Origin of the sequence: Sphingobacterium chuzhouense, assembly GCF_014692525.1 — a bacterium.
Lineage (GTDB): Bacteria > Bacteroidota > Bacteroidia > Sphingobacteriales > Sphingobacteriaceae > Sphingobacterium > Sphingobacterium chuzhouense.
On the sequence record NZ_JACNYL010000001.1, the window covers coordinates 475847 to 497476 of the forward strand.

19 protein-coding genes are annotated in these 21630 nt (G+C 40.5%); 1 reads left to right on the forward strand and 18 read right to left on the reverse strand.

The features are described 5' to 3' along the window. Positions 1–10 precede the first annotated feature (10 nt). From H8B21_RS02060 to metG, 4 genes are all read right to left on the reverse strand, one after another. Entirely contained in the window at positions 11–3376 is a 3366-nt protein-coding gene (locus H8B21_RS02060; protein ID WP_223814869.1) for a SusC/RagA family TonB-linked outer membrane protein, read from the reverse strand. A 307-nt stretch (positions 3377–3683) separates the two neighbouring features. Then, a complete protein-coding gene (locus tag H8B21_RS02065) occupies positions 3684–4829 on the reverse strand; it encodes a FecR family protein (protein WP_190312123.1) in 1146 nt (381 codons plus the stop codon). A 92-nt stretch (positions 4830–4921) separates the two neighbouring features. Then, entirely contained in the window at positions 4922–5524 is a 603-nt protein-coding gene (locus H8B21_RS02070) for an RNA polymerase sigma factor (RefSeq protein WP_190312124.1), read from the reverse strand. 153 nt (positions 5525–5677) lie between these two features. Then, complete coding sequence (metG, locus tag H8B21_RS02075) at positions 5678–7747, reverse strand: methionine--tRNA ligase (protein ID WP_190312125.1); 2070 nt, start codon at positions 7745–7747, stop codon at positions 5678–5680. A 105-nt stretch (positions 7748–7852) separates the two neighbouring features. Here metG and H8B21_RS02080 point away from each other — a divergent pair, with 105 nt between their 5' ends. After that, positions 7853–8755, forward strand: coding sequence for a S66 peptidase family protein (locus H8B21_RS02080; RefSeq protein ID WP_190312126.1), 903 nt, complete (start codon positions 7853–7855; stop codon positions 8753–8755). Positions 8756–8765: 10 nt separating this feature from the next. Here H8B21_RS02080 and H8B21_RS02085 read toward each other — a convergent pair whose 3' ends face one another. The 14 genes from H8B21_RS02085 to nrfD form a co-directional block, all read right to left on the reverse strand. Further along, positions 8766–9230, reverse strand: coding sequence for an ABC transporter ATPase (locus tag H8B21_RS02085; protein WP_190312127.1), 465 nt, complete (start codon positions 9228–9230; stop codon positions 8766–8768). A gap of 35 nt (positions 9231–9265) precedes the next feature. Next, a complete protein-coding gene (locus H8B21_RS02090) occupies positions 9266–9802 on the reverse strand; it encodes a DUF420 domain-containing protein (protein WP_223814777.1) in 537 nt (178 codons plus the stop codon). A 10-nt stretch (positions 9803–9812) separates the two neighbouring features. Then, positions 9813–10532 carry a photosynthetic protein synthase I gene (locus tag H8B21_RS02095; RefSeq protein ID WP_190312128.1) on the reverse strand — a complete coding sequence of 240 codons (720 nt, stop codon included), beginning with the start codon at positions 10530–10532 and terminating at the stop codon, positions 9813–9815. A 21-nt stretch (positions 10533–10553) separates the two neighbouring features. Further along, entirely contained in the window at positions 10554–10934 is a 381-nt protein-coding gene (locus tag H8B21_RS02100) for a cytochrome C oxidase subunit IV family protein (protein ID WP_190312129.1), read from the reverse strand. Between the two features lie 37 nt (positions 10935–10971). After that, positions 10972–11709: a cytochrome c oxidase subunit 3 gene (locus H8B21_RS02105; protein ID WP_190312130.1), complete on the reverse strand. Its 738-nt coding sequence runs from the start codon at positions 11707–11709 to the stop codon at positions 10972–10974. An 8-nt stretch (positions 11710–11717) separates the two neighbouring features. Continuing rightward, the gene (locus H8B21_RS02110; protein WP_190312131.1) at positions 11718–12305 is read right to left on the reverse strand and encodes a cytochrome c oxidase subunit 3; all 588 of its coding nucleotides are present in this window, start codon (positions 12303–12305) and stop codon (positions 11718–11720) included. After that, the gene (gene cyoE / locus H8B21_RS02115) at positions 12306–13214 is read right to left on the reverse strand and encodes a heme o synthase (RefSeq protein ID WP_190312132.1); all 909 of its coding nucleotides are present in this window, start codon (positions 13212–13214) and stop codon (positions 12306–12308) included. A gap of 72 nt (positions 13215–13286) precedes the next feature. Beyond that, positions 13287–14330, reverse strand: coding sequence for a COX15/CtaA family protein (locus H8B21_RS02120; RefSeq protein WP_190312133.1), 1044 nt, complete (start codon positions 14328–14330; stop codon positions 13287–13289). 34 nt (positions 14331–14364) lie between these two features. After that, on the reverse strand, positions 14365–16242 hold the full coding sequence (locus H8B21_RS02125; protein WP_190312134.1) for a cytochrome c oxidase subunit I: 1878 nt from the start codon (positions 16240–16242) through the stop codon (positions 14365–14367). 61 nt (positions 16243–16303) lie between these two features. After that, the gene (locus tag H8B21_RS02130) at positions 16304–17653 is read right to left on the reverse strand and encodes a cytochrome c oxidase subunit II (protein ID WP_223814778.1); all 1350 of its coding nucleotides are present in this window, start codon (positions 17651–17653) and stop codon (positions 16304–16306) included. A gap of 44 nt (positions 17654–17697) precedes the next feature. After that, entirely contained in the window at positions 17698–18933 is a 1236-nt protein-coding gene (locus tag H8B21_RS02135) for a quinol:cytochrome C oxidoreductase (RefSeq protein ID WP_190312135.1), read from the reverse strand. A gap of 19 nt (positions 18934–18952) precedes the next feature. Beyond that, entirely contained in the window at positions 18953–19582 is a 630-nt protein-coding gene (locus H8B21_RS02140; RefSeq protein ID WP_317170355.1) for a c-type cytochrome, read from the reverse strand. Next, the gene (locus tag H8B21_RS02145; RefSeq protein ID WP_190312137.1) at positions 19575–20111 is read right to left on the reverse strand and encodes a DUF3341 domain-containing protein; all 537 of its coding nucleotides are present in this window, start codon (positions 20109–20111) and stop codon (positions 19575–19577) included. The genes H8B21_RS02140 and H8B21_RS02145 overlap by 8 nt, the downstream gene beginning before the upstream one ends. Positions 20112–20117: 6 nt before the next feature. Further along, positions 20118–21602, reverse strand: a complete 1485-nt coding sequence (gene nrfD / locus H8B21_RS02150; protein ID WP_190312138.1) for an NrfD/PsrC family molybdoenzyme membrane anchor subunit — start codon at positions 21600–21602, stop codon at positions 20118–20120. Positions 21603–21630: the final 28 nt, after the last annotated feature.

A 21630-nucleotide genomic window follows, 5' to 3' on the forward strand; every position in this document is an offset into this window, starting at 1 on the left:
TTCAGTACCTTTAAAATGTTGCTCTAAAACCAAAATTGAATTTTCTTTGTAATGGATAGTTTCGTCCGTCCGAAGATCCTGTTTCTGGATCCCACATTGTCCATGAGGAGAAGGTCGCCACGTTATTTGCCAACGCGTAAATTCGTAGATTGCTCACTTTCAATCGCTGTAAAAAAACTGGTTTTATCGAGTATCCCAATTCCATTTCTGTTAGCCTCAAGAAACTACCGTCATAAATTGTTCGTGTGGACCGTTGCCAGTTATTGGCCGACGTTCCATTGGCAATTCTTGGGTATTGAGCGTGCTGATTCGGATTATCCACCGTCCATCTATCTAATGCTTCTACGAATAAATTTCCTTTACCCACGCCTTGGTTAAACGGGATATAAGCTCCTCCCAGCGCATATGAAACACGCCCCTGTCCACGAAAAAACATTCCGATGTCGATGCCCTTCCAATCAAACTGGAAACCAAAACCATAGTTTATCTCCGGAAGGTTAGAGTATCCTATCGGAACTTCATCATCAATAGTAATAAGCCCATCTCCGTTAATGTCCTGATATTTTACATCACCTGGTCTGACAACCCCAAAAGTTTGTTCAGGGCTGTTGCTAATCTCTTCTTCACTTTCAAATAAGCCTAAAGCCATTAATCCAAACTGCTGCCCAAATTTGTGCCCCGTACGCATCCGATATTCGTAATTTTTCTGTGCCTCATCCTGCTCGAGTATTTTATCCTTCGCGTAGGTAAAATTACCATACAGCCGCACACCGCCCCATTCATAGCGTTTGTTTGCCTCAAGCGTTCCATCTATACCCTGGTTGATCATCTTTCCCATATTCGCAAAAGGATTTGAGTTGAATCCTGCTACCCAAGGTAATGAAGCCCGTTGCAAGAGAATATCCATTCTTCTTTCATAAAAATAATCCGCATCCAAACGGATCAAATCATTAAAAAAGGAGAGCTCAACCCCTACGTTATGTTTTAAGCCTTTTTCCCACGTTAGGTTAGTCACCCCTATTCTATCTTCACCTGTTCCTACATAACTTTGTCCATTCTCACCAAATACGTACCCTCCCAAACCAGAACCATATATAGATAAATAGCCATATCGTTGCCCTCCCGGAAGAGCTTCCGACCCTACCAGTCCCACAGATCCTTTTAGTTTCATTAAGCTTACCGCACTATTGGGCGACCAAAAACTTTCATTCGTTAGAATCCATCCGACCGCTGCGGCTGGGAAGAGACCAAATCGCCGCTCTTTTGGGAAATTTTCAGAACCATTATATCCCAAATTAACTTCGGCAAAATACCGATTATCAAAATCATAAGTCGCACGAGCCGCCAAGCCCTGTCTTCGATACGGCAATGATAAAATAGCAGATGCAGCATTACCATTTACAAAATCACGTTGATAATACATCGACATAGCACCTACATTATGCTTGCCAAAACTTCTATTGTATGTCAACTGTCCTTTTAATTCTTTTGCTCTGTTACTTCCTAAAGCACGGGAATATCCAAGAAATTCTTGTCCTTGGTCCACTTCGGTAAACAAAAGTTCGCCTGTTTCCGGATCACGTCCTCGAACACCATAGGTATAGGAGCCCTTACGACGCTGTATATCGGTTTGGTTATATGCATCAAATGAAAAAGAGAATCTAAATTTCAATCCATTTACAAAACTCCCCAAATCCTGATTTACAGAAATTTGGCTCATAAATTGGTTCCGAAACTCTGTATTAAAGCCGGATCCCAATAGTCGCTCCAACGGATTCTTCTCACCCACCTGTGTTGGAGCTCCCCATCCCCAGATATCTTTCCCATCAAGATCCTTTCCTATCGGTATGCGTACAGGGTTAGAAATAGGAGTCGCCAATGACGCCCAGTAAAAAAGCTCTCCAGCCGGTGTATAATCCGTTCCGTAGATATGGGAACCGACGCCGGGAGAGTGCAAATCCGTTAAACTACCCCCCACCTCCAATTCCACGGTTGTTGATTTAGTTAATGAAATATCAACATTAGATCTAAAATTATACCGTTGTAAAGACAGGTTTGATTTATATTCGTTTTCATCGCTGTTTCGTAAATTTCCAGACTCATTAATATAGCCAAATCCTACGAAATAACGTGCTACCTCCCCACCACCTCTCACATTTAAAGAAGCCTGAGAGTTATGAGAGGTTTTCTTATATATTTCGTCGTACCAATTCACATTCGGATACAGGTAAGGGTCTTCATAATTCCTTGTTTTTTCTATATATTCATCAGAATAATTATCCCTTCCCAGCGCCTCATTATATAGCATAGCATAATTTGCACCATCCAAAAAACGGGGTAGACCCGGTAGATCTGACAGGCCGTGCTCTGCACTAAATTGTATGACCGGCTTCTGTGCAATCCCTCTCCTAGTCGTAACCAGAACAACACCATTCGCCGCACGTACTCCATATACTGCCGTGGCGGACGCGTCTTTCAAAATAGAAACAGATTCGATCTCCTCAACAGAGAGATCCTGCATTTCTCTTTCTACTCCATCTACTAGAATCAGTGGACTTCGATTATCACTAAAGCTGGAAATTCCGCGAATCCATATTCCACCGTTATCTCTCCCTAACTCTCCAGTACGCTGAACCACAACTGCTCCAGCCATCTTGCCAGCCATAGCGTTAGTCAGCGAACGTTGTGGCATTCGCAGATCGTCCATTTTCACAGAAGATATCGCCCCAATCACGCTAGCCTTTTTTTGCTGCCCCATTCCCACAACCACAACTTCATCTAACGAAGACAAATCCTCTTGCATAATAATGTCAATGGTAACACCGTCTTCAACATCCCTCTCTAAACTCTTGTATCCTACATAGGAAAATAACAAACGATCACCTTTTTTTGCGTTAATCGCATAAGATCCACGTTCATCTGTAGAAGTAGCTGCCTCGGTTCCGACTACGGCGATACTCACCCCGCTGATCGGTCGACCATTTTCATCTAATACCCTTCCTCTAATAATTTGCTGTACAGCAGTCTCTATGAATTGTTTTTGCCATTCGTCAGATGTAGGTAGCAAGTTTTTTTTAGTTTCCTGAATTTCAATTGCTGAGATCACCTTACCTCTCACCACGAAACTGAAAGGTTGATTTTTGAAGAGCAAAGGCAAAACTTCCAATATATCCTTATTTGTCGCATGGAGTGTGACGGGTTTTGCCTTGTTAAAGAACTCGTTTTTAATAATGAACGAGTAACCTGTCTGCTTTTGTAGGTTCTGTACTACCGTTTTGAATGGCACACTTTTTACGTCAATATTGACTTTCTGTGCTGTCACGTTTCCATATACGGTAAATGAAAATAGGAGAGTCAAAATCAGAAATAACTTCATCACCAGTAACATTTTTTGTAAAACAAAATCTTTTAGCTGATTTCCCCGAAACACTTGAAACGAGAAGATAGAAAGCGCAAAGGCTTTTTTGCTGTAATTCATAAATGGATTATATCAGTACAAATACATCTACACTCCAAGAAAGAGCGACGCAAAATCTGCTTTCATTTGTAGCAGGTTTTACTTAAGTTTGTACTGTCAGATTTAAAATTTGATTACTTAACTCCGTAATTTAAATTATTGGCGATCGCCGGAAATAGGTCGAAATATTTCCGGCACTTTTAATTCGCGATATTAACCTATAAACTTACATAGTCGCTATCACCCTCCTTCCTTCTATCTTGAAGTTGACATTAAAATTCATTTCCAGAGCATCTAGTACTTCTGACAATTTGGTATCCCTATTTAATGCAACATAGGCCGTCACCGAAGGCCATGATTTGACTTCAAATATGACATCATACCATCTTTCTAGATGAGGGATAATCTCTTTCAGACTTGCCTCTGTTAGAATAATATATCCGTCTTTCCATGCAATAAATTCACCGGGATTGTCCACTTGGCCGATACTCGTTTTCTCCGTTTCCACTATGGACTGCTGACCAGGTTTTAATATTTTCTTTTCTAAAGTGCTATTATTCTCAATTTCTACACTTCCAGAGATAAGCGTGGTTATTTCTCCCGATTGTCCGGCGTAATTGCTGATGTTGAATTCTGTGCCCGTAACCCTTACCTTCTGCCCTTGCGACAACACTATAAATGGTTTTTCCGAATCATGCTTAATCTCAAAATAGGCTTCGCCAGATAATTGTACCTCCCGTATATCTCCTATAAACATCGTAGGATATTTTAAGGATGAGGCGGCGTTGAGCCACACATTTGTACCGTCTGGTAATTGAATTTGGTACTGCCCGCCTTTCGGAGTAGTCAATGTGGCGTAGTGGGATTTATTCTGCGTGAGCGGCGTGCCATCACTATATACTATTTGATCTGACACCACAATACCACTTTTGCTTTCATCGAGAACAACGCTTTCTCCATCGTCCAACGTGATTATAGCTCTATTTCCTCCAGGTAGCACATCATCGCCATATCTACTCTCCAACCTGTTTCTATCTGTCTGCCATTTAGAGTTGAATAGATACACTGCGGATCCTGCCATCACAAAAAGTAGAAGGGCGACTGCTATCTTTAATGGGGAATAAAGCGGGAGAATAGGTCTATCGATTTTTTTAAATAGTTTCTCACCAATCTCGTCAGCAAACTCTTGTACGCGTTTGTACTCTTCATCTAAAAGGGAACGATCTAATTCCTTTTCAATCATCTGGGTTAAACTAGATGTCTCCTCCTCTGGTAGATCAAAGTAAGTCAACAGCGTTTCAAGATCACTTTCGGAATAGTTGCCGGAAAGGTATTTCTCAAACAGATCGTTGATGTCAGATTGGTTATTCATCTTGCCCTTTATAAGCTAATACCCGCTATTCGGAAAATCCAAGTAGGCAGCAATTAAAAAAAAAGCAACACCCTGTATTTCAGCGAGAAAAATTAAGGTAAGTTGAAAATCAGAAAAAGACCAAACATACCGGACAAGAACTCCGGGTCTTTCGCCGTTAGGTCTCTTAGCACAACATTGGCATTGCGGATATGGGTGTTAACAGTTGTTTCACTAATCTGAAGAGCCTCACTGACTTCCCTATAGCTCTTCCCCTCTATCTTACACAATGTATAAATGGTCTTTTGTTGTGGAGATAACTTGTCGAGCAAGGATTGGAGCAGTTCCTTGTTTTCTCTATGGTTGAACAACTCTTCAATGTGGTTGTAATCCTCCTGCCAATGCGGTAACAGAAAATTCTTAAACTTCTGCTCATTTGCCGCCTTACGAAAAATATGTTTTGCCTTGTTCGCCGCTATCCGGAAAAGATAGGGTTTTAGTGAACGTTCAGTATCAATACTTTTCCGGTTCATCCACAAACTCATGAAAATATCCTGTATCACGTCCTCTACCAGTTCGCGCGATTTAAGCATCCGTAAAAGATTTCCTGTTAACTTAATTTTATATCGATTATAAATCTCTTCAAAAGCAGATTTATTCCCTTCTCGAAATCTTACTAACAGTTCTTTTTCATCAATAGTGTGATAGGATTTCATGATTAGCCATAACAAAGTATAGAGATAAAGGTAGAAAAGAAAAATTAAAAATGAAAACTATGTCGTCTAAGCGCATGCTATTTACGCCTATGTGACCACGATAGTATACTTCATGGTTATTCATCATTCCTCCAACGGAAGTCAGGGAATCAACTACCTCACGGAACTACCCGGTTTGATAGACGACGTTGGATTAACAAAATCCAATCTGCCATCCGCATCTTCCGCCATCAAAATCATACCTTGTGATGTAATGCCCTTAATAACGCGGGACTCCAGATTCACTAGGATGGATACTTGCTTACCCACAATATCTTCGGGACTGAAAAACTCAGCGATGCCAGAAACAACTGTGCGCTGATCGATACCTGTATCGATTTTAAGTTTCAACAATTTCTTCGTTTTGGCAACCTTCTCTGCCTCCAATATAGTACCCACACGGATATCCATCTTTAAAAAGTCGTCATAGCTGATATTCGCTTTTGCCGGTTCGGCGTGTGCAGCTACTGCCGCATTCTTCGCTTTAGCCTCTTCCAGTTTCTGCAATTGGAAATCCACTTGCTCGTCTGTAATCTTTTCGAATAGCAGTTGCGCTTCGCCTAGCACATGCCCTTCCGGGATAAGGTTTTGTTGCCCTGCTTGCGCCCAATCTTGCGATAAAAGGTGTAGCATTGCAAACAACTTACTAGCCGTTTTCGGTAAAAACGGCTGCGACAATACCGCTAGATTGGCGACAATCTGTGCAGCTACATACATCACGGTTTTGACGCGTTCCGGATTTTCCTTATACACTTTCCACGGTTCTTCATCCGCCAGGTATTTATTACCCAAGCGTGCCGCATTCATGAAATGGCTCAAAGCTTCCCGGAAACGATATTGTGCAATAGCCTGACCGATCAGTCGTGGATAGCTTGCCAAGTCGTCCAATGTAGCTTGGTCAGCATCCGTCAGTGTATCTCCTATAGAAACCCGACCTTCAAAATATTTTTGGGAAAGCACCATCACACGGTTCACAAAGTTACCTAAAATGGCAACCAGCTCATTATTTACACGTGCTTGAAAATCTTTCCATGTAAATTCACTATCGGATGTTTCCGGCAGAATCGACGTCAGTACATAACGTAATTCGTCCTGCTTTCCGGGAAATTCTTGCAGGTATTCATGCAGCCATACGGCATGATTTCGGGAAGTAGACAATTTATCTCCCTCCAGGTTTAAAAACTCATTCGCAGGAACATTTTCGGGTAATATATATTCGCCATGTGCATGGAGAATAGCAGGAAAAGTAATACAGTGAAAGACAATATTATCTTTCCCTATAAAATGAATCAAGGTCGAGTCATTTTCCGTATCAGCTTGTTTTTTCCAATACTTTTCCCAATCTTGATGATTATCAAGAGCCCATTGTTTCGTAGCCGAAATATACCCTATAGGCGCGTCTAGCCAAACATACAATTTCTTACCTTTCGCTTCCTCGAGCGGAACATCAACTCCCCAATCTAAATCACGTGTCATGGAACGTGGTTGCAGACCGAATTTCAACCAAGACTGGCATTGCCCGAAAACATTCGATTTTAACACCCCTTTTTTTCCTTCGATCAGCCACTTTTCCAACCAAGGTTGGTATTTATCTAATGGAAGATACCAATGTTTGGTCTCTTTCAATACAGGTGTTTTTCCACTCAACGTTGATTTAGGATTAATTAAATCCGTTGGATTCAACGAAGTACCACATTTCTCACATTGGTCACCATAAGCGCCTTCATTATGACAATGCGGACACGTTCCTACAATATAGCGATCAGCTAAAAATTGATGATATTCTTCATCATAATACTGTTCGGAAAACTTTTCTATAAACTCCCCCTTTTCATAGAGATTCATAAAAAACTCCTGCGACAGCTCGTGGTGCACTTGTTCCGATGTACGATGATAAATATCGAAACCAATACCAAACTCTTCGAAGCTCTCTTTAATCTGTTTATTGTACTTATCAATAATCTCTCGCGGCGTTATCCCTTCTTTCTTTGCTTTAATAGTAATAGCCGCTCCATGTTCGTCGGAACCACAGACAAATACAACATCTTTATGGTTCAAACGGAGGAAACGCGTAAAAATATCAGCGGGAACGTACGCTCCAGCGAGATGCCCGATGTGTAAAGGGCCATTTGCATAAGGCAAAGCCGATGTAATAGTAAAACGATTTTTAGATAAGATACTCAACGTATAACGATTTTTAAGTTGACAATAACAGTAAAAAAATAAACAAAATTCTTGTTTCTTTGGCAAAGATAACTCAAATTGCGCGTATAATAATAAGGGTTTGGCATGAAAACACCTGAATTTCTTAAGAAAGGCGATAAAGTTGCCATTGTCTGTCCAGCAAGCTACATTAAGGGCAATATAGAGGTTGCTCTAGCGGTCTTAAACAGCTGGGGGCTCGATGTAGAAGTAGGCAAAAGCGTTACCTCCCAATTTCACCAATTTGCAGGGACGGATGAGGTACGTAGACGGGATTTACAAGCTGCACTTGATAATCCGGAAATTAAAGCTATTTTCGCTGCACGTGGCGGGTACGGTACGGTCAGGATTATAGATCAACTAGACTTTAGAAAATTCAAAAAGCATCCCAAGTGGATTGTCGGTTTTAGCGATATTACCGTTCTCCATAGCCATATTCACAACAAAGTTGGCGTATGCAGTATACACGGACAAATGCCAAAAGCTTTTAGCAAAAGTACTCAAGCTGCCTTAACATCTTTAAAGAACGCTCTTTTTGGTAAAAAAAAGGATTTCAAATACAGTCAAACTACATTTCCTAACCGCTCCGGGAAAGGAGAAGGTCGCTTGATTGGCGGTAACCTCGCTATCCTTCATAGTATCCTCTCCTCTCCGTCCGATGGGAAATATGATAATAAGATTCTCTTCATTGAAGACGTTGGCGAACAACATTATAACATTGACCGTATGTTGTGGACGCTTAAGAGAGCTGGTAAACTTGTTAAGTTACAAGGGTTGATTGTAGGTGGCTTTACTTCCTTAAAAGATAGCGACCCTCCGTTTGGGCAACGGTTTGAAGAAATTATAATGGACAAAGTAAGAGAATATAATTTCCCTGTCTGCTTTGATTTCCCTTCTGGGCACATCGACAATAACCATAGTCTTATTTTTGGAAAAAAAATACAGCTAAGCGTAAAAGACAAAGAGTCTTCGATTAACTATTTGGAATAAACTAAAAGGGCTATAAAAATACCCGGGCATGCCAACTTGCTTTCATTGGCACTTCCCATTTTGTATCCAATTCCTCTACAGAAGTTAGCATATTATTGAAAACGAGAGCCGTATCTGGATCGATCTCCCCTTTCAACAACAAGTTTCGGAAATCATCTTGAGGTACTACTTGAATAGGTTTGTCCACACCTTGTCGAAAAGCTATTTGTAAGCGATCAAATAACGATATACCTAACGCTTGCTCTATTTTCTTTAAGAGATGAACCGATTTATCAATAGAACATCCCGTTACCATCGCTTGTTCCTCGTCTACCATCAGAACAATAAACAAGTCGTAACGAATTTCGAATGATCCAGCCAATTGATTGCCATGTGCAGTCCATTGTGTTACAAATTCCTGCAAGATTTGCTCTATTTTGCGAATCTCATCCTGCTGTAAAAAACGGTTGCTTTGATAAATCCAAACTCTTTTCATTTTTTTATTATTGTGAAGTTATTGATTTACACCTCTCAACTATAATAAGGTGAAATCATCAAATAGACAACAACTCCTGTTATTGCTACATATAGCCACATAGGATAGGTAATACGCGCGAGTTTTTTGTGTCGCTCATAGGCTCCTGCGATACCACGTACAAATGTAAACAGTACAAATGGTATGATTATAATAGATAAAAGAATGTGGGTTATCAATATAAAGAAATAAATATACCGTATTACCCCCTCACCACCATAAGAAGTAGATTCAGAAGTCATATGATAAGCAACATACATCAACAGGAATGCTATGGAACACCCCATACATACCTTGATAAGATTTTCATGTAATTTTACTTTACCTCTTTTGATGGCCGATATCGCTACAATCAACAATATAGCAGTAATCCCGTTTATAGTCGCATAAATTGGAGGCAAAAAGCTTAGCGGTTCTACATCATAACCCAATTTCCTCAAATTCACCCCAAATAGCACTGCTACCGCTAACGGTATAATGATAGAAAGCGCCACAATCCACTTTTTATACTTCTTCTCTTCTGCTGTCATCATATTGCTTAATTTATTTTTTTTCCACTTTCAATGGTTTATTCCGGATTTCCTCTACCGCAAGTAACTTTATTTCATCTTCCAAACGATCAACTTCTCCCTTTACACTTATATCGTAAAAACCACGAATACGGCTTTTGGAATCCAGCAACACCAATTGGTTACTGATCAAAAAGCGAGTGGAATCAGCCGGATCAGGCATGGCATCAATCAGCAATCGTTCCCGGGCGTATGTAAAAATATCGACGGAGGGGTTATACAGAACATGCCAGTGTTTTTGCGCCATATTTCTATATGGGTTTATAAATGCTTTCACATCAGCTTGCGTTTCCATACTGTCTACCGAAATAGAGAAAAAATTGATCATAGCATTTCCCTGAAAACGTGTTGCCAACATATCTACATGGTCCAGCATCAATCGCGAAAAAGCAGCATCTCGGGTATAAAAAAGATGCGCTACGCTAATACAGGTGTCCGGCGCAGGAAAACCTACTTTTGCACCTTCCGCATTTTCAAAATGAATATCGGGCGCTGTATGAAAAATAGTATCGGGATATTCTCTACCCCAATTTCGCTTCATCTCGCCACTCAACTGTTTTTCACCGAAAACAGGTAGAGAAGCGTATTCATTAAAGCCCAGTCTATTAACCGCTATATATAAAAATCCTGGCACAAGTAAGATTAATGCCAGGATAATTATCTTTGATTTACCCGTTTGAGTACGCTTACTCATTTAAAGCCTCCTCGTTATCACTTAATTATTCGGAAATAATGGATGTTCTTGAAGATGATATAATAAGAAATCCCCCTCAATTAGCATCAACACGATGAAGTAAACAATAAAAATAAATCCAACGCTCGCTGTCACGATAAAACTAGATTTCTCAAATTTCAAGTGCATAAAGTAAGCGATAATATAATAAGCTTTCAATAGCGTCAGCGCAATATAAATTACGTTGACAAACATTCCCTTTTGAATTATTCCCCAATGGTGTACAAATCCCAACGCGATTAAAAATTCTAAGGCGGTTAATGCAAGAAGAACAAAGAAAATTCTCCAGATTCCTTTTTTATCCATACCACCGTGATCGTGATGGTCATGTGCTGTAGCTATATTTTCGTGATGATTAGACATTTCCTTTTTATAGTATGTTAAGAATTTCCGAAATCAATTAAATCAAATAGAAGAATGTAAATACGAACACCCAGACCAAATCTACAAAGTGCCAATATAGACCCACTTTCTCTACCATCAAGTAGGTTCCTCTTCTTTCAAATGTGTTATTTAACGTCATACTTAAAACGATGATATTCAATAGAATCCCGATAGATACGTGGAACCCGTGAAAGCCTGTTATTGTAAAGAAAAGATTAGCAAACTGTAATGCGGCTGTATAAGATATATCCTTCGTAAAATAAGGTGCCAACGCTTCGGCCACCGCTTCGCCTTCTAAACCCGTAGCCGGGTTTCTACCAAACCAAAAGCCTTGATGATGTAAGTGTGTCCATTCGATTGCCTGACAGCCAACAAAGGCTAAGCCACCTAAGATTGTCCAAAGCATCCATTTCACGACCTCATCTTTCCTGTTCCGATGTCCGGCATCAACGGCCAACACCATAGTTACAGAAGACATAATTAGGATAAAGGTCATGAGCCCTACGAACACCAAAGGCTGTCCGGATTCGGCAATACCAGGAATAGATTGAAACACTTTATCCGCATCGATCCAAGTCGGCTGCGCAAATTTTTGCGCTCCATAGTAAATCAGAAACGCAGAAAATGTAAAGGCGTCTGACACTAGGAAAAACCACATCATGATTTTCCCATACTCCAAGTTCCAAGGCGACTTGCCACCACTCCAAGGGCCGTCTTTTACCTTATCCAATTGCGATACAGTTGTTGTACTCATTTTTACTATTATTGATTCAAAAGTAAGAAAACATAAATATAAATCCACAAAAGATCGAGAAAATGCCAAAAAATAGTGGCTAAATTCATGCGGAATTGGTTATCCGGAAATGAGATAGGTTTCATAGTCCCCCATAAACATCTTACCAATACGATCAAACCCGCAATAATATGTGCCAAATGCATCCCCGTAAACACATAAATAAACGACTGTGATGCATTATTATTTACAAAATAAATACCTCTATCTGCTAATACAGACCAAGCATCTGTCTGCAATACAAAAAATGCGACGCCCAATGCAATAGTCAATAACAAATACAGTTTTTGCTGGCCTACTTGCTCTCTTTTTGTTGCACGATAAGCCAAATGCAACGTTATGCTACTTATTAAGATAACAATTGTGCTATATATAAAAGTATCAGGCAAAATTGTCTTTATTCCTTTGTCTACTCCACTAGCTGTATACACGATGAACCCACTGGACAATGCGGCAAACATCATAAACATACCAATCATACCCAACCAAAGGTTAAATTTCTTGGCCTTTCTTGATTGAATCAATTCTTCTGTTGTATAATCGTCCGTATGCTCCATCTATTTCAAAGGAATAAAATCAAATAATAAAACCAACTGCGTCAACGGCAAATAAATAAACGATGTAAACATCACTTTCTTCGCCGTAACATCGGTTCGTTCTTGTACATGCTTAAAACCATAATAAGCAAATAACAAACCACCTAACAGCGACACCACTGTAAATACCCAACCAGCAAAACCATAATACATCGGTAACACACCAACGGGAACCATCAATACTGCCGAGATAAAAATCATCCAAGCTGAAATGGTATCTTTTTTTGTCGTTGGTAATAGCCTAAACCCCGCACGCTTATAATCCTCATCCGCTACCCAAGCAATCGCCCAAAAATGCGGAAATTGCCAAAAAAATTGGATCAGAAACAATACCCAGGGTGTGATGACAATCGCTGCTTCACTAACAGCTGCATATTCGAAACCGAATCCCGCAGATTTAAAAGCGGCGTAATAACCAATCAATGGAGGTAATGCACCTGGAAATGCTCCCACAAACACCGCTATAGGTGATTTTTGCTTTAATGGCGTATACACAAAGGCATACAGAATGATAGCAAAAACAGAAAGCAGACCCGCTAAAAAATTAAGCCGGACAAGCAATAAGGTTCCAAAAATCCCCATAAATAAGCTCAATACCAATGCCTGTCCGGTGGTCATCCTACCGGCAGGTAACGGTCTGTCTTCGGTACGCTTCATCAGCTTATCGAGGTCGCGCTCAATAATTTCATTAAAACCATTCGCCGACCCCGTTATCAGAAATCCGCCGATTGTCAAAATCAGCCAATTTATCCAAATAATATCGCCCTGTTGACTGGCTCCAATCAAAAATGAAATAGAGGCCGAGAACACAACGGTTAACGTCAACCTAAGCTTAACTAATTTATTGAAATCAGAGATGAACTGCTTCATGAAAATCTTTATCCTCTTCTAAAAATGAACAAATATGCGTTAAAACCACAAATGTCTGCAACTTTGTTCACACTATCGTTTTAGTTTTGTCATTAATAGCATCAAATAATATAAGGCGCCAAAAAACAAGCTAGCGATAACCAAATGTGTGGTTTGTGCAATCGCCGGCACATTAAAACGAGCTAGAATAATTCCGGACATCATCTGAATACCAACCAAGATCAGTACAATCCAAGCGTATTTACTTTGTAATGTCAATGAACTAAACTTATTTTTTACCAGGAAGAACAGTAATACTGTCGTTCCCAACGATACATAAGCTAAAACACGATGTATATCGTAAGACGAACCCAATCGGGAAATCCATTCCTGACGAGAAACGCCTTCATCATTCAAATGATCTATAGCTTCCCTAACTCCTGTGCCATACACGACTTGGATCACCGTCAATACCAATAGGAATATCGCTATGCCTTTTAGCAAATCAAAACGATGATTAATCAAAATGCTTTTATTTCGCATGGTTGTAGCTAGATAAAATGTATATATACTAATTGCTACAATAACCAATGCCAACAGCATGTGTACCGTAATAATCCAAGGCATCAAGTTCGTCGAAACAACAATAGAACCGAGCCACGCCTGGATAATTACCACAAAAAGATTCAGAACGCTCCACCAAACTATGGATGGCTTACTTTTCCAGTACGTAAAAGAGAATAAAGCGGAAAATAACAAACAAAAACCAACGACAACACCAGCCAAGCGGTTAATATACTCTGTCCAAGTTTTTGCTGCATTAAACTCTTCGTGCAGCAGAATAGATTCGTCATGGCGTATCTTATCCGCCATTTCCGGATAACCAAAGAATTCTACGATTTTTGCAAAACGCTGATTCTTTTTAGCCCTTCCTTCAACATAATGTTCCTCGTACCCTTCAGGGAGTTGCGAAACATCTGTTGGCGGAATTATACGGTTAAAACATTTCGGCCAATCTGGACACCCCATTCCTGATCCCGTACTCCTAACGATTCCTCCTGCCGTGATAACAAGGAACAAAACAAAAATCGTAATTCTGTTTGTTTTAATGAATCGCTTTTCTGTAGCGGGATACATAACACACCTCTTCTCTCTACTTCTACGTTAACACCTATCCTTCTATTACTTCTCTATTATTTGCTTTGTTCCATTCTTCCTGAATACGAATAGCTTCCTCATTTCCTTCAAAATCATGCGGTAGATTCGAGCTCATCGTTTCAGAAAATGGTACCGTCTGTGGAATAAAATCCGTATCGTGTCCTGGCTTACTATAGTCATAAGGCCAACGATAAACGGTAGGAATTTCTCCTGGCCAGTTTCCATGTATATGTTCTACTGGAGTAGTCCATTCCAATGTATTGGAACCCCAAGGATTTTGTGTCGCTTTCTTGCCTTTCCAAATAGAAGCAAAGAAGTTCCAAAGGAATGCCACTTGTGCCAAACCAGCAATAATAGCAGCCCAGGTAATGAGTAAATTAACAGAAATCCATTTATCCATGAAAGGAAATGCCGTAAATGTATAATAACGACGAGGTACGCCATCTATTCCCATAAAGTGCATTGGGAAGAACACCAAGTACGCACCTATAAATGTTAACCAAAAGTGAAGATAGCCCAACTTTGTATCCATCATACGCCCAAACATTTTCGGATACCAATGATAGACACCCGCCAGCATACCAAAAATGGACGCCGAACCCATCACCAAGTGGAAGTGAGCTACAACAAAATACGTATCATGTAAGTTAATGTCTAGTGCAGCATTACCTAAATATAGACCTGTAAGACCACCGGATACGAAGAATGAAACCATACCGATAGCAAACATCATTGCTGGGGTAAAGCGTATATTACCTCTCCACAACGTAGCTATATAGTTAAATGCCTTTACCGCAGACGGAACCGCAATAATCAATGTCGTAATCATGAATACCCCACCTAGGAAAGGATTCATACCCGTTACAAACATATGGTGACCCCAAACAATAAACGATAGCACCGTAATACCAACCAAGGAGTACACCATGGCATGATATCCAAAAATCGGCTTACGAGAATTTGTAGATATAATTTCAGAAGTCAGTCCCAATGCAGGCATCACCACAATATATACCTCTGGGTGTCCCAGGAACCAAAACAAGTGCTGGAATAAAATAGGTGAACCACCTTCGTTTGGTAAAATTTCACCTTGTACAACCAAATCCGAAAGGTAGAAAGACGTACCTACCGAACGGTCGAAGAACAAAAGAACAACAGCAGAAACCAATACAGGGAATGATAACAAACCAACGATGGCTGTTAAAAAGAATGCCCATATCGTTAGTGGCATTTTCCAAAGATCCATCCCTTTTGTACGCATATTTAACACGGTACTGATATAGTTTACCCCACCCAAAACCTGCGATACGATAAACAACGTCATACTAATCAACCACAATGTCATACCCAGCCCAGACCCGGGAATGGAAGTCGGAACAGATGATAGCGGAGGATAAATGGTCCATCCCGCAGACGCAGGCCCACTTTCGACAAAGAATGACGCTGTCATGATAACACAAGCAGTGAAAAAGAACCAATAGGACAACATATTCATCAAAGGCGACGCCATATCGCGTGCACCTAACTGATAAGGAATCAATAGGTTACTGAATGTACCAGACAGACCTGCTGTCAATACAAAGAACACCATCATGGTACCGTGAATAGTCACCAATGACAGGAAAAACTCGGGTTTTATCCGCCCACCCTCGGCCCATTTACCTAAGAAGACTTCTAAAATAGGAAAATCTGTATCCGGCCAAGCTAATTGGATACGGAATAAGATAGAAAGCAACATAGCGAAGACTGCCATCACAATACCTGTGATCAAAAATTGCTTCGCAATCATCTTGTGATCCTGACTGAAGATATACTTCGTCAAGAAGGTCTCTTGATGATGATCATGTGCGTCATGATGCGCTGCGCCGTGCGATATAACTGTACTTGACATATTCGTTTAATAAATTTCTTCTATTTACTTTTTCCTCAATGGTTGAAGAAAACGTGATGTATTAGTTTAATGAAGCTGTAGTGAATTCTTTTGGATCCCCTGAATTTGTCGCAGCAAACTCTTTCTGCAAATCTTCAGTAAAATACTTGTTCTGCGTACTCAACCATTCTTTATATTCCTCTTCCGTAACCACTATAACTTTCTTCTGCATGTTGTAGTGTCCCGATCCACAGATCTTGTTACAAAGCATAATAAAATCATACTTCGGATCGTTCATTTTTTCACGCATATCCTCCGTTGTCATGGTCGGCGTAAACTGGAAATAGTTAGTCATTCCTGGAACCGCGTTTATCTGCACACGGAAATCAGGGATATAGAACGAGTGAATAATATCTTTTGAAATAATATGGAAACGCACTGATTTATTTACCGGAATGACAATGTCCGATGCCTGAATATCATCCCACGCATGTTTGTCATTAAAATCAATACCATAAGAGTTCATCGGTGTTGTCAATTTATAATTACGCTTACCTATCACACCATCATTACCCGGATAACGAATTTGCCACTGGAACTGCTCTCCTAAAACTTCCACTTGAATAGCAGATTTCTGCAGATCCTCCGGAACATTGGTAATAGACCTCCAAGTAAAGAAACCGAACAATACCAAAACCGTTAAGACAACAGCTGGTACAATTGTCCAAATTTTCTCTATCGTATCATTATGTGGATAATAGTACGCTTTTGTTCCTTTACGCATCCGATAGATATACGGAAACGTCAGTAGTAAAATATGCACCAACACCAATACAATTGTGATAATCACCGTCGTAATGATAAACATGGTGTCAATACGCTCCCCGTGCTCAGTAACAGCTGCACGCCACGCCCAATCTCCCCAAACCGCATATCCGTAGTATACAAAAGCTAAAAAGGCAACTAAGAATATAATAAATAAGGTAGCTTGAAAAGTATTGTTCGCAAACGGATTGTACTTTCCATTCATCTTACGAGTAAGCTCGTAAATAGACAATACTTTACCAACAACTGCCACAACCGTACACACAATTAAGAATAAAAGAATGTAGTAGGTCAAGTTTTTATAAACCTGTGGATCTATCTGAGGTCCCTCATCAACTACCGTAGCTGATGATGACGACGATGATGACCCCGATGTTGTCGCGGCCGCAGCCCCTCCTTCTTCTGCTGTAGCCGCCGTATCCGCCACCGCACCTGCTGCAGCTGTATCAACCTGCCCCTCCTCAACTGTATCAGTAGCGGCTGAGACAGCGGTATCTTGGGCTAACGAATCTTGCTGAAACGCAAAACTTGGTGTGGAGAACAACAACCCTACGGCTAGTAAGCATCCCAACACGGCTCTGAATCTGTTATTAATTTTAAATTTCATTTCTTATTAAAACGTTTAAACGTATTATATGCAATGATTAGAAACTATATCTGATGATGTAAACTTTCTTCCAAAAACGGATGATTCTTTGGTGCCAACGCATGTTTACTCAACTTACTCATCACGAGGAACGTGAACAAACCAACGAAACCGATAGCTGTTCCGATCTCGATAAACCCAAACCCACGATGACTTTCCACGGTACCTGGCATAATCATAATATAATAATCTAACCAGTGACCGCATAGCAACAGGATAGCAACGAACAACATCATTCCTTCCTTACGCTTCACATCGCGATCCATCAACAATAACAACGGTGCTAAAAAGTTAATAATAACATTCAACCAGAACCAAGGTTTGTACTCTGGTTCCCATCTCTTATAGAAATACACTGTCTCCTCTGGAATGTTGGAATACCAAATCAGCATAAACTGGGCAAACCAGACATACGTCCAAAAGATGGAAAAACCAAATAACAATTTACCCAAATCATGTAAGTGGTTTTCGTTTACCCAAGCTAAGTAACCAGCTTTTCTTACCAATACCAAAATAATAATAATCGCAGCCAATCCACTGACCCACATGGCAGCGAAATTATACCATCCGAACATCGTTGAGAACCAATGCGCTTCTAAGGACATTACCGTATCAAAAGACCAGATAGGTGTTGTAAAGCCAAAAATAACCAAGAAAATAGCAGACAATTTAAAGCTCTTTTTATAAGAGTTCAATCCACCCTCCAAATCTTCTTTATAAGACAGCTTCGCCAAAATAAAAGCAAAGATACTATATGAGCCCATGAACAAAATCTGACGGATCAAGAATCCCGGAACATTCAAAAATGCCTGTTTACCGGCGACCAAAGCATCATAGTTCGGACTGTTTTCATCCATTAAGCCATCTGCATGCCAATGGTGATATAAATTGTGTGTGAATAATCCTAAACCAACAATTAAAAGCAAGATAATTGCGGCTATGGGTAGTACACTAGCCATTGCTTGTGGAATGCGGATTAAACCTGCAGACCAGCCCGACTGTGTGACAAATTGCAACGCCAAGAAAAAAGCGCCCGCGGCACATACACAAGTGAAATAATAACCCATCAATAATAGGTTAGCGTATGTACGTTCAACCATAATATGGTCACTTGACATTAGGCCTATAGCGACAGCTACAACACCTACAGCAATTCCAACCAAGCTGAGTATCTTAGCGATACCAGCGAATTGAAATTTTTCGCCGAAATTATAATCGTGATGATGATTGTGAGTTCCCATTTACTATATTGATGTTAGATTATTTTTTTTGTAATTCCTGTACGTACATGACAACCTGCCAACGCTCCTCTGGTGACAACTGCGAAGCATGCGACCCCATAGAGTTATGACCATAATAAATTGTATGGTATATTTTACCCGCCGAAAGCTCGCTCATCGCTCCCCCGCGAGAAGAATTCGCACCATCTGATTTCTGATAAGACGGTGGCGGAGGGAAGTTCTCCAGCTGACGAGAGCCGCGTGAGTCCTCTACCGTACGATCTTTCGTTATCGGACCATCACCCTTACCATCCTTGCCATGACACACCGCACAATAGGTATGATATAAAGCATCTCCTTTTGCTAAATTTGCTTCTGTAACGGTTAACGGGTTGGTCAACTCTCTGCCCGCACGTTCATATTCCTCTAACGAATTATCAAATTCAAAACGTTCAAAACCAATCGGCGTTGTATTTTCCGGTGGTATTTGTGCCGTCATTTTATTTTTAAAATTATTGTTGGGCTGATCCGGATTGTAAGCAATCGGATCATACATATTTCTGGAGAATTCCCATCCTGTACTACGCGTCTTTCCATCGCCACAGCTGGAAACTACCGCCGCTAAAGCAAATGCGGCGCATACAGATCCAAGAAAATTCTTCTTATTCATAGCTAACATATTTTCTTTCATTGTATTTAACTTCAACTGCACCGGCGTCCTTTAATAACGATTCAATTAACGCGTGGTCTGCATTCTCATGCGCGTCTATCGCAATAATAAAACGATCATCTGAAGCTCTCAAGTCCATCACGCGTGGTTCGCGACCAGGAAACAAATGGTTGCGGAAGAAGAACGTTGCCACCATACCTAAAGCACAAAGGAGAATCGTTACCTCAAATGTGACTGGCACAAAGTTAGGCAACGGCAGCGAAGGTTTACCCCCGATATTCATAGGCCAATCGTATGCCATTGTATAATACAACAAGCTGAAACCTAAAATTGTACCTAGTGCGCCAAAACAAAACGCTGCAATCGGTAAGCGCGATGGTTTAACACCCAACTTAGCCTCTATTCCGTGAATAGGCATGGGCGTAAAACAATCATATATGCTAATATTGTTCGCTTGCAATTTGTCGATACCGTGCATCATTTCATCGGGATCGGCAAAACTACCTAATATATATTTTGTATTGCTCATTGCTTATTATTTTCTAACGTCTAATGCCTTAATATCTTCTTCTGAAACCGTATCATATTTATCTAATGAGTTCTGGAAGAATTTCACTTGTTCCTCTGGGAATGCTCCCTCTTGCACCAACTTTGTTTTCTGTTGTAAACTTGCAGATTTCAATAATAACTTAACTTCTGCAATAGCAATACCAGGTAAGAAACGCAAGAACAACAAGAACAATGTGAAGAACAAGCCAATAGATCCCACAAAGATACCTACATCAACCCATGTTGGATAGAACATTGCCCATGAAGATGGTAGATAATCGCGGTGTAAAGAAGTTACGATAATTACGAAACGCTCAAACCACATCCCGATATTCACCACGATAGACAATACCCAAGAAATAGGAATACTGGTACGAATCTTCTTGAACCAGAACAACTGTGGTGAGATAACGTTACAAGTCATCATCGCCCAATAAGCCCAAGCATAAGGACCGGCAATACGATTTGCAAAAGCATACATCTCATATTCGGAACCTGAATACCATGCGATAAACAATTCTGTCAGATAAGCGATACCCACGATAGAACCCGTTACCATGATAATCTTATTCATCGATTCGATGTGGAACATGGTAATATAATCCTCAAAGTTCATCACCTTCCGAAGAATCAGCAAGAGCGTCTGTACCATTGCAAAACCGGAGAAAATAGCTCCCGCAACAAAGTACGGCGGGAAGATGGTCGTATGCCATCCAGGAATCACCGAAGTAGCAAAGTCCATGGATACAATCGTGTGTACTGAAAGTACAAGTGGAGTAGAAATACCCGCCAAAATCAAAGAAACGATTTCAAAACGTTGCCATGTCTTAACCGAACCATTCCATCCGAATGATAACACTTTATAAACTTTTTGTTTAAGCCCTGTAGCACGGTCACGTACAGATGCAATATCGGGTAAAAGACCGCAATACCAGAACACTAATGAGACCGTGAAATAGGTGGAGATCGCAAACGCATCCCACACCAACGGAGAGTTAAAGTTTACCCAAAGAGATCCAAATTGATTTGGCAATGGGAAAATCCAATATGCCAACCAAGGCCGTCCCATGTGCGCGACAACATACGTAGCGGCACAGATAACCGCGAAAATGGTCATCGCCTCTGCGGAACGGTTAATAGAGTTACGCCAGTTTTGACGGAAAAGTAACAATACGGCTGAAATCAACGTTCCTGCGTGACCGATACCTACCCACCATACGAAGTCGGTGATATCCCATGCCCAACCTACCGTTTTATTCAGACCCCAGGCGCCGATCCCCGTCCAAAACGTATACCCGACACTCACTACCCATAACATGGCTCCCAGAGCAGCTACAATAAAGCCGATCCACCAAGCTTTGTTTGGTTTATTTTCAACCGGAAGCAAGATATCATCCGTCACTTTAGCATAAGTGATATTCTTGCCGGTTACTAATGGTTCTCTTAATATTGATTCGTTATGCGATGACATAGTTTTTTTATTTCAGATTAGAATAAAA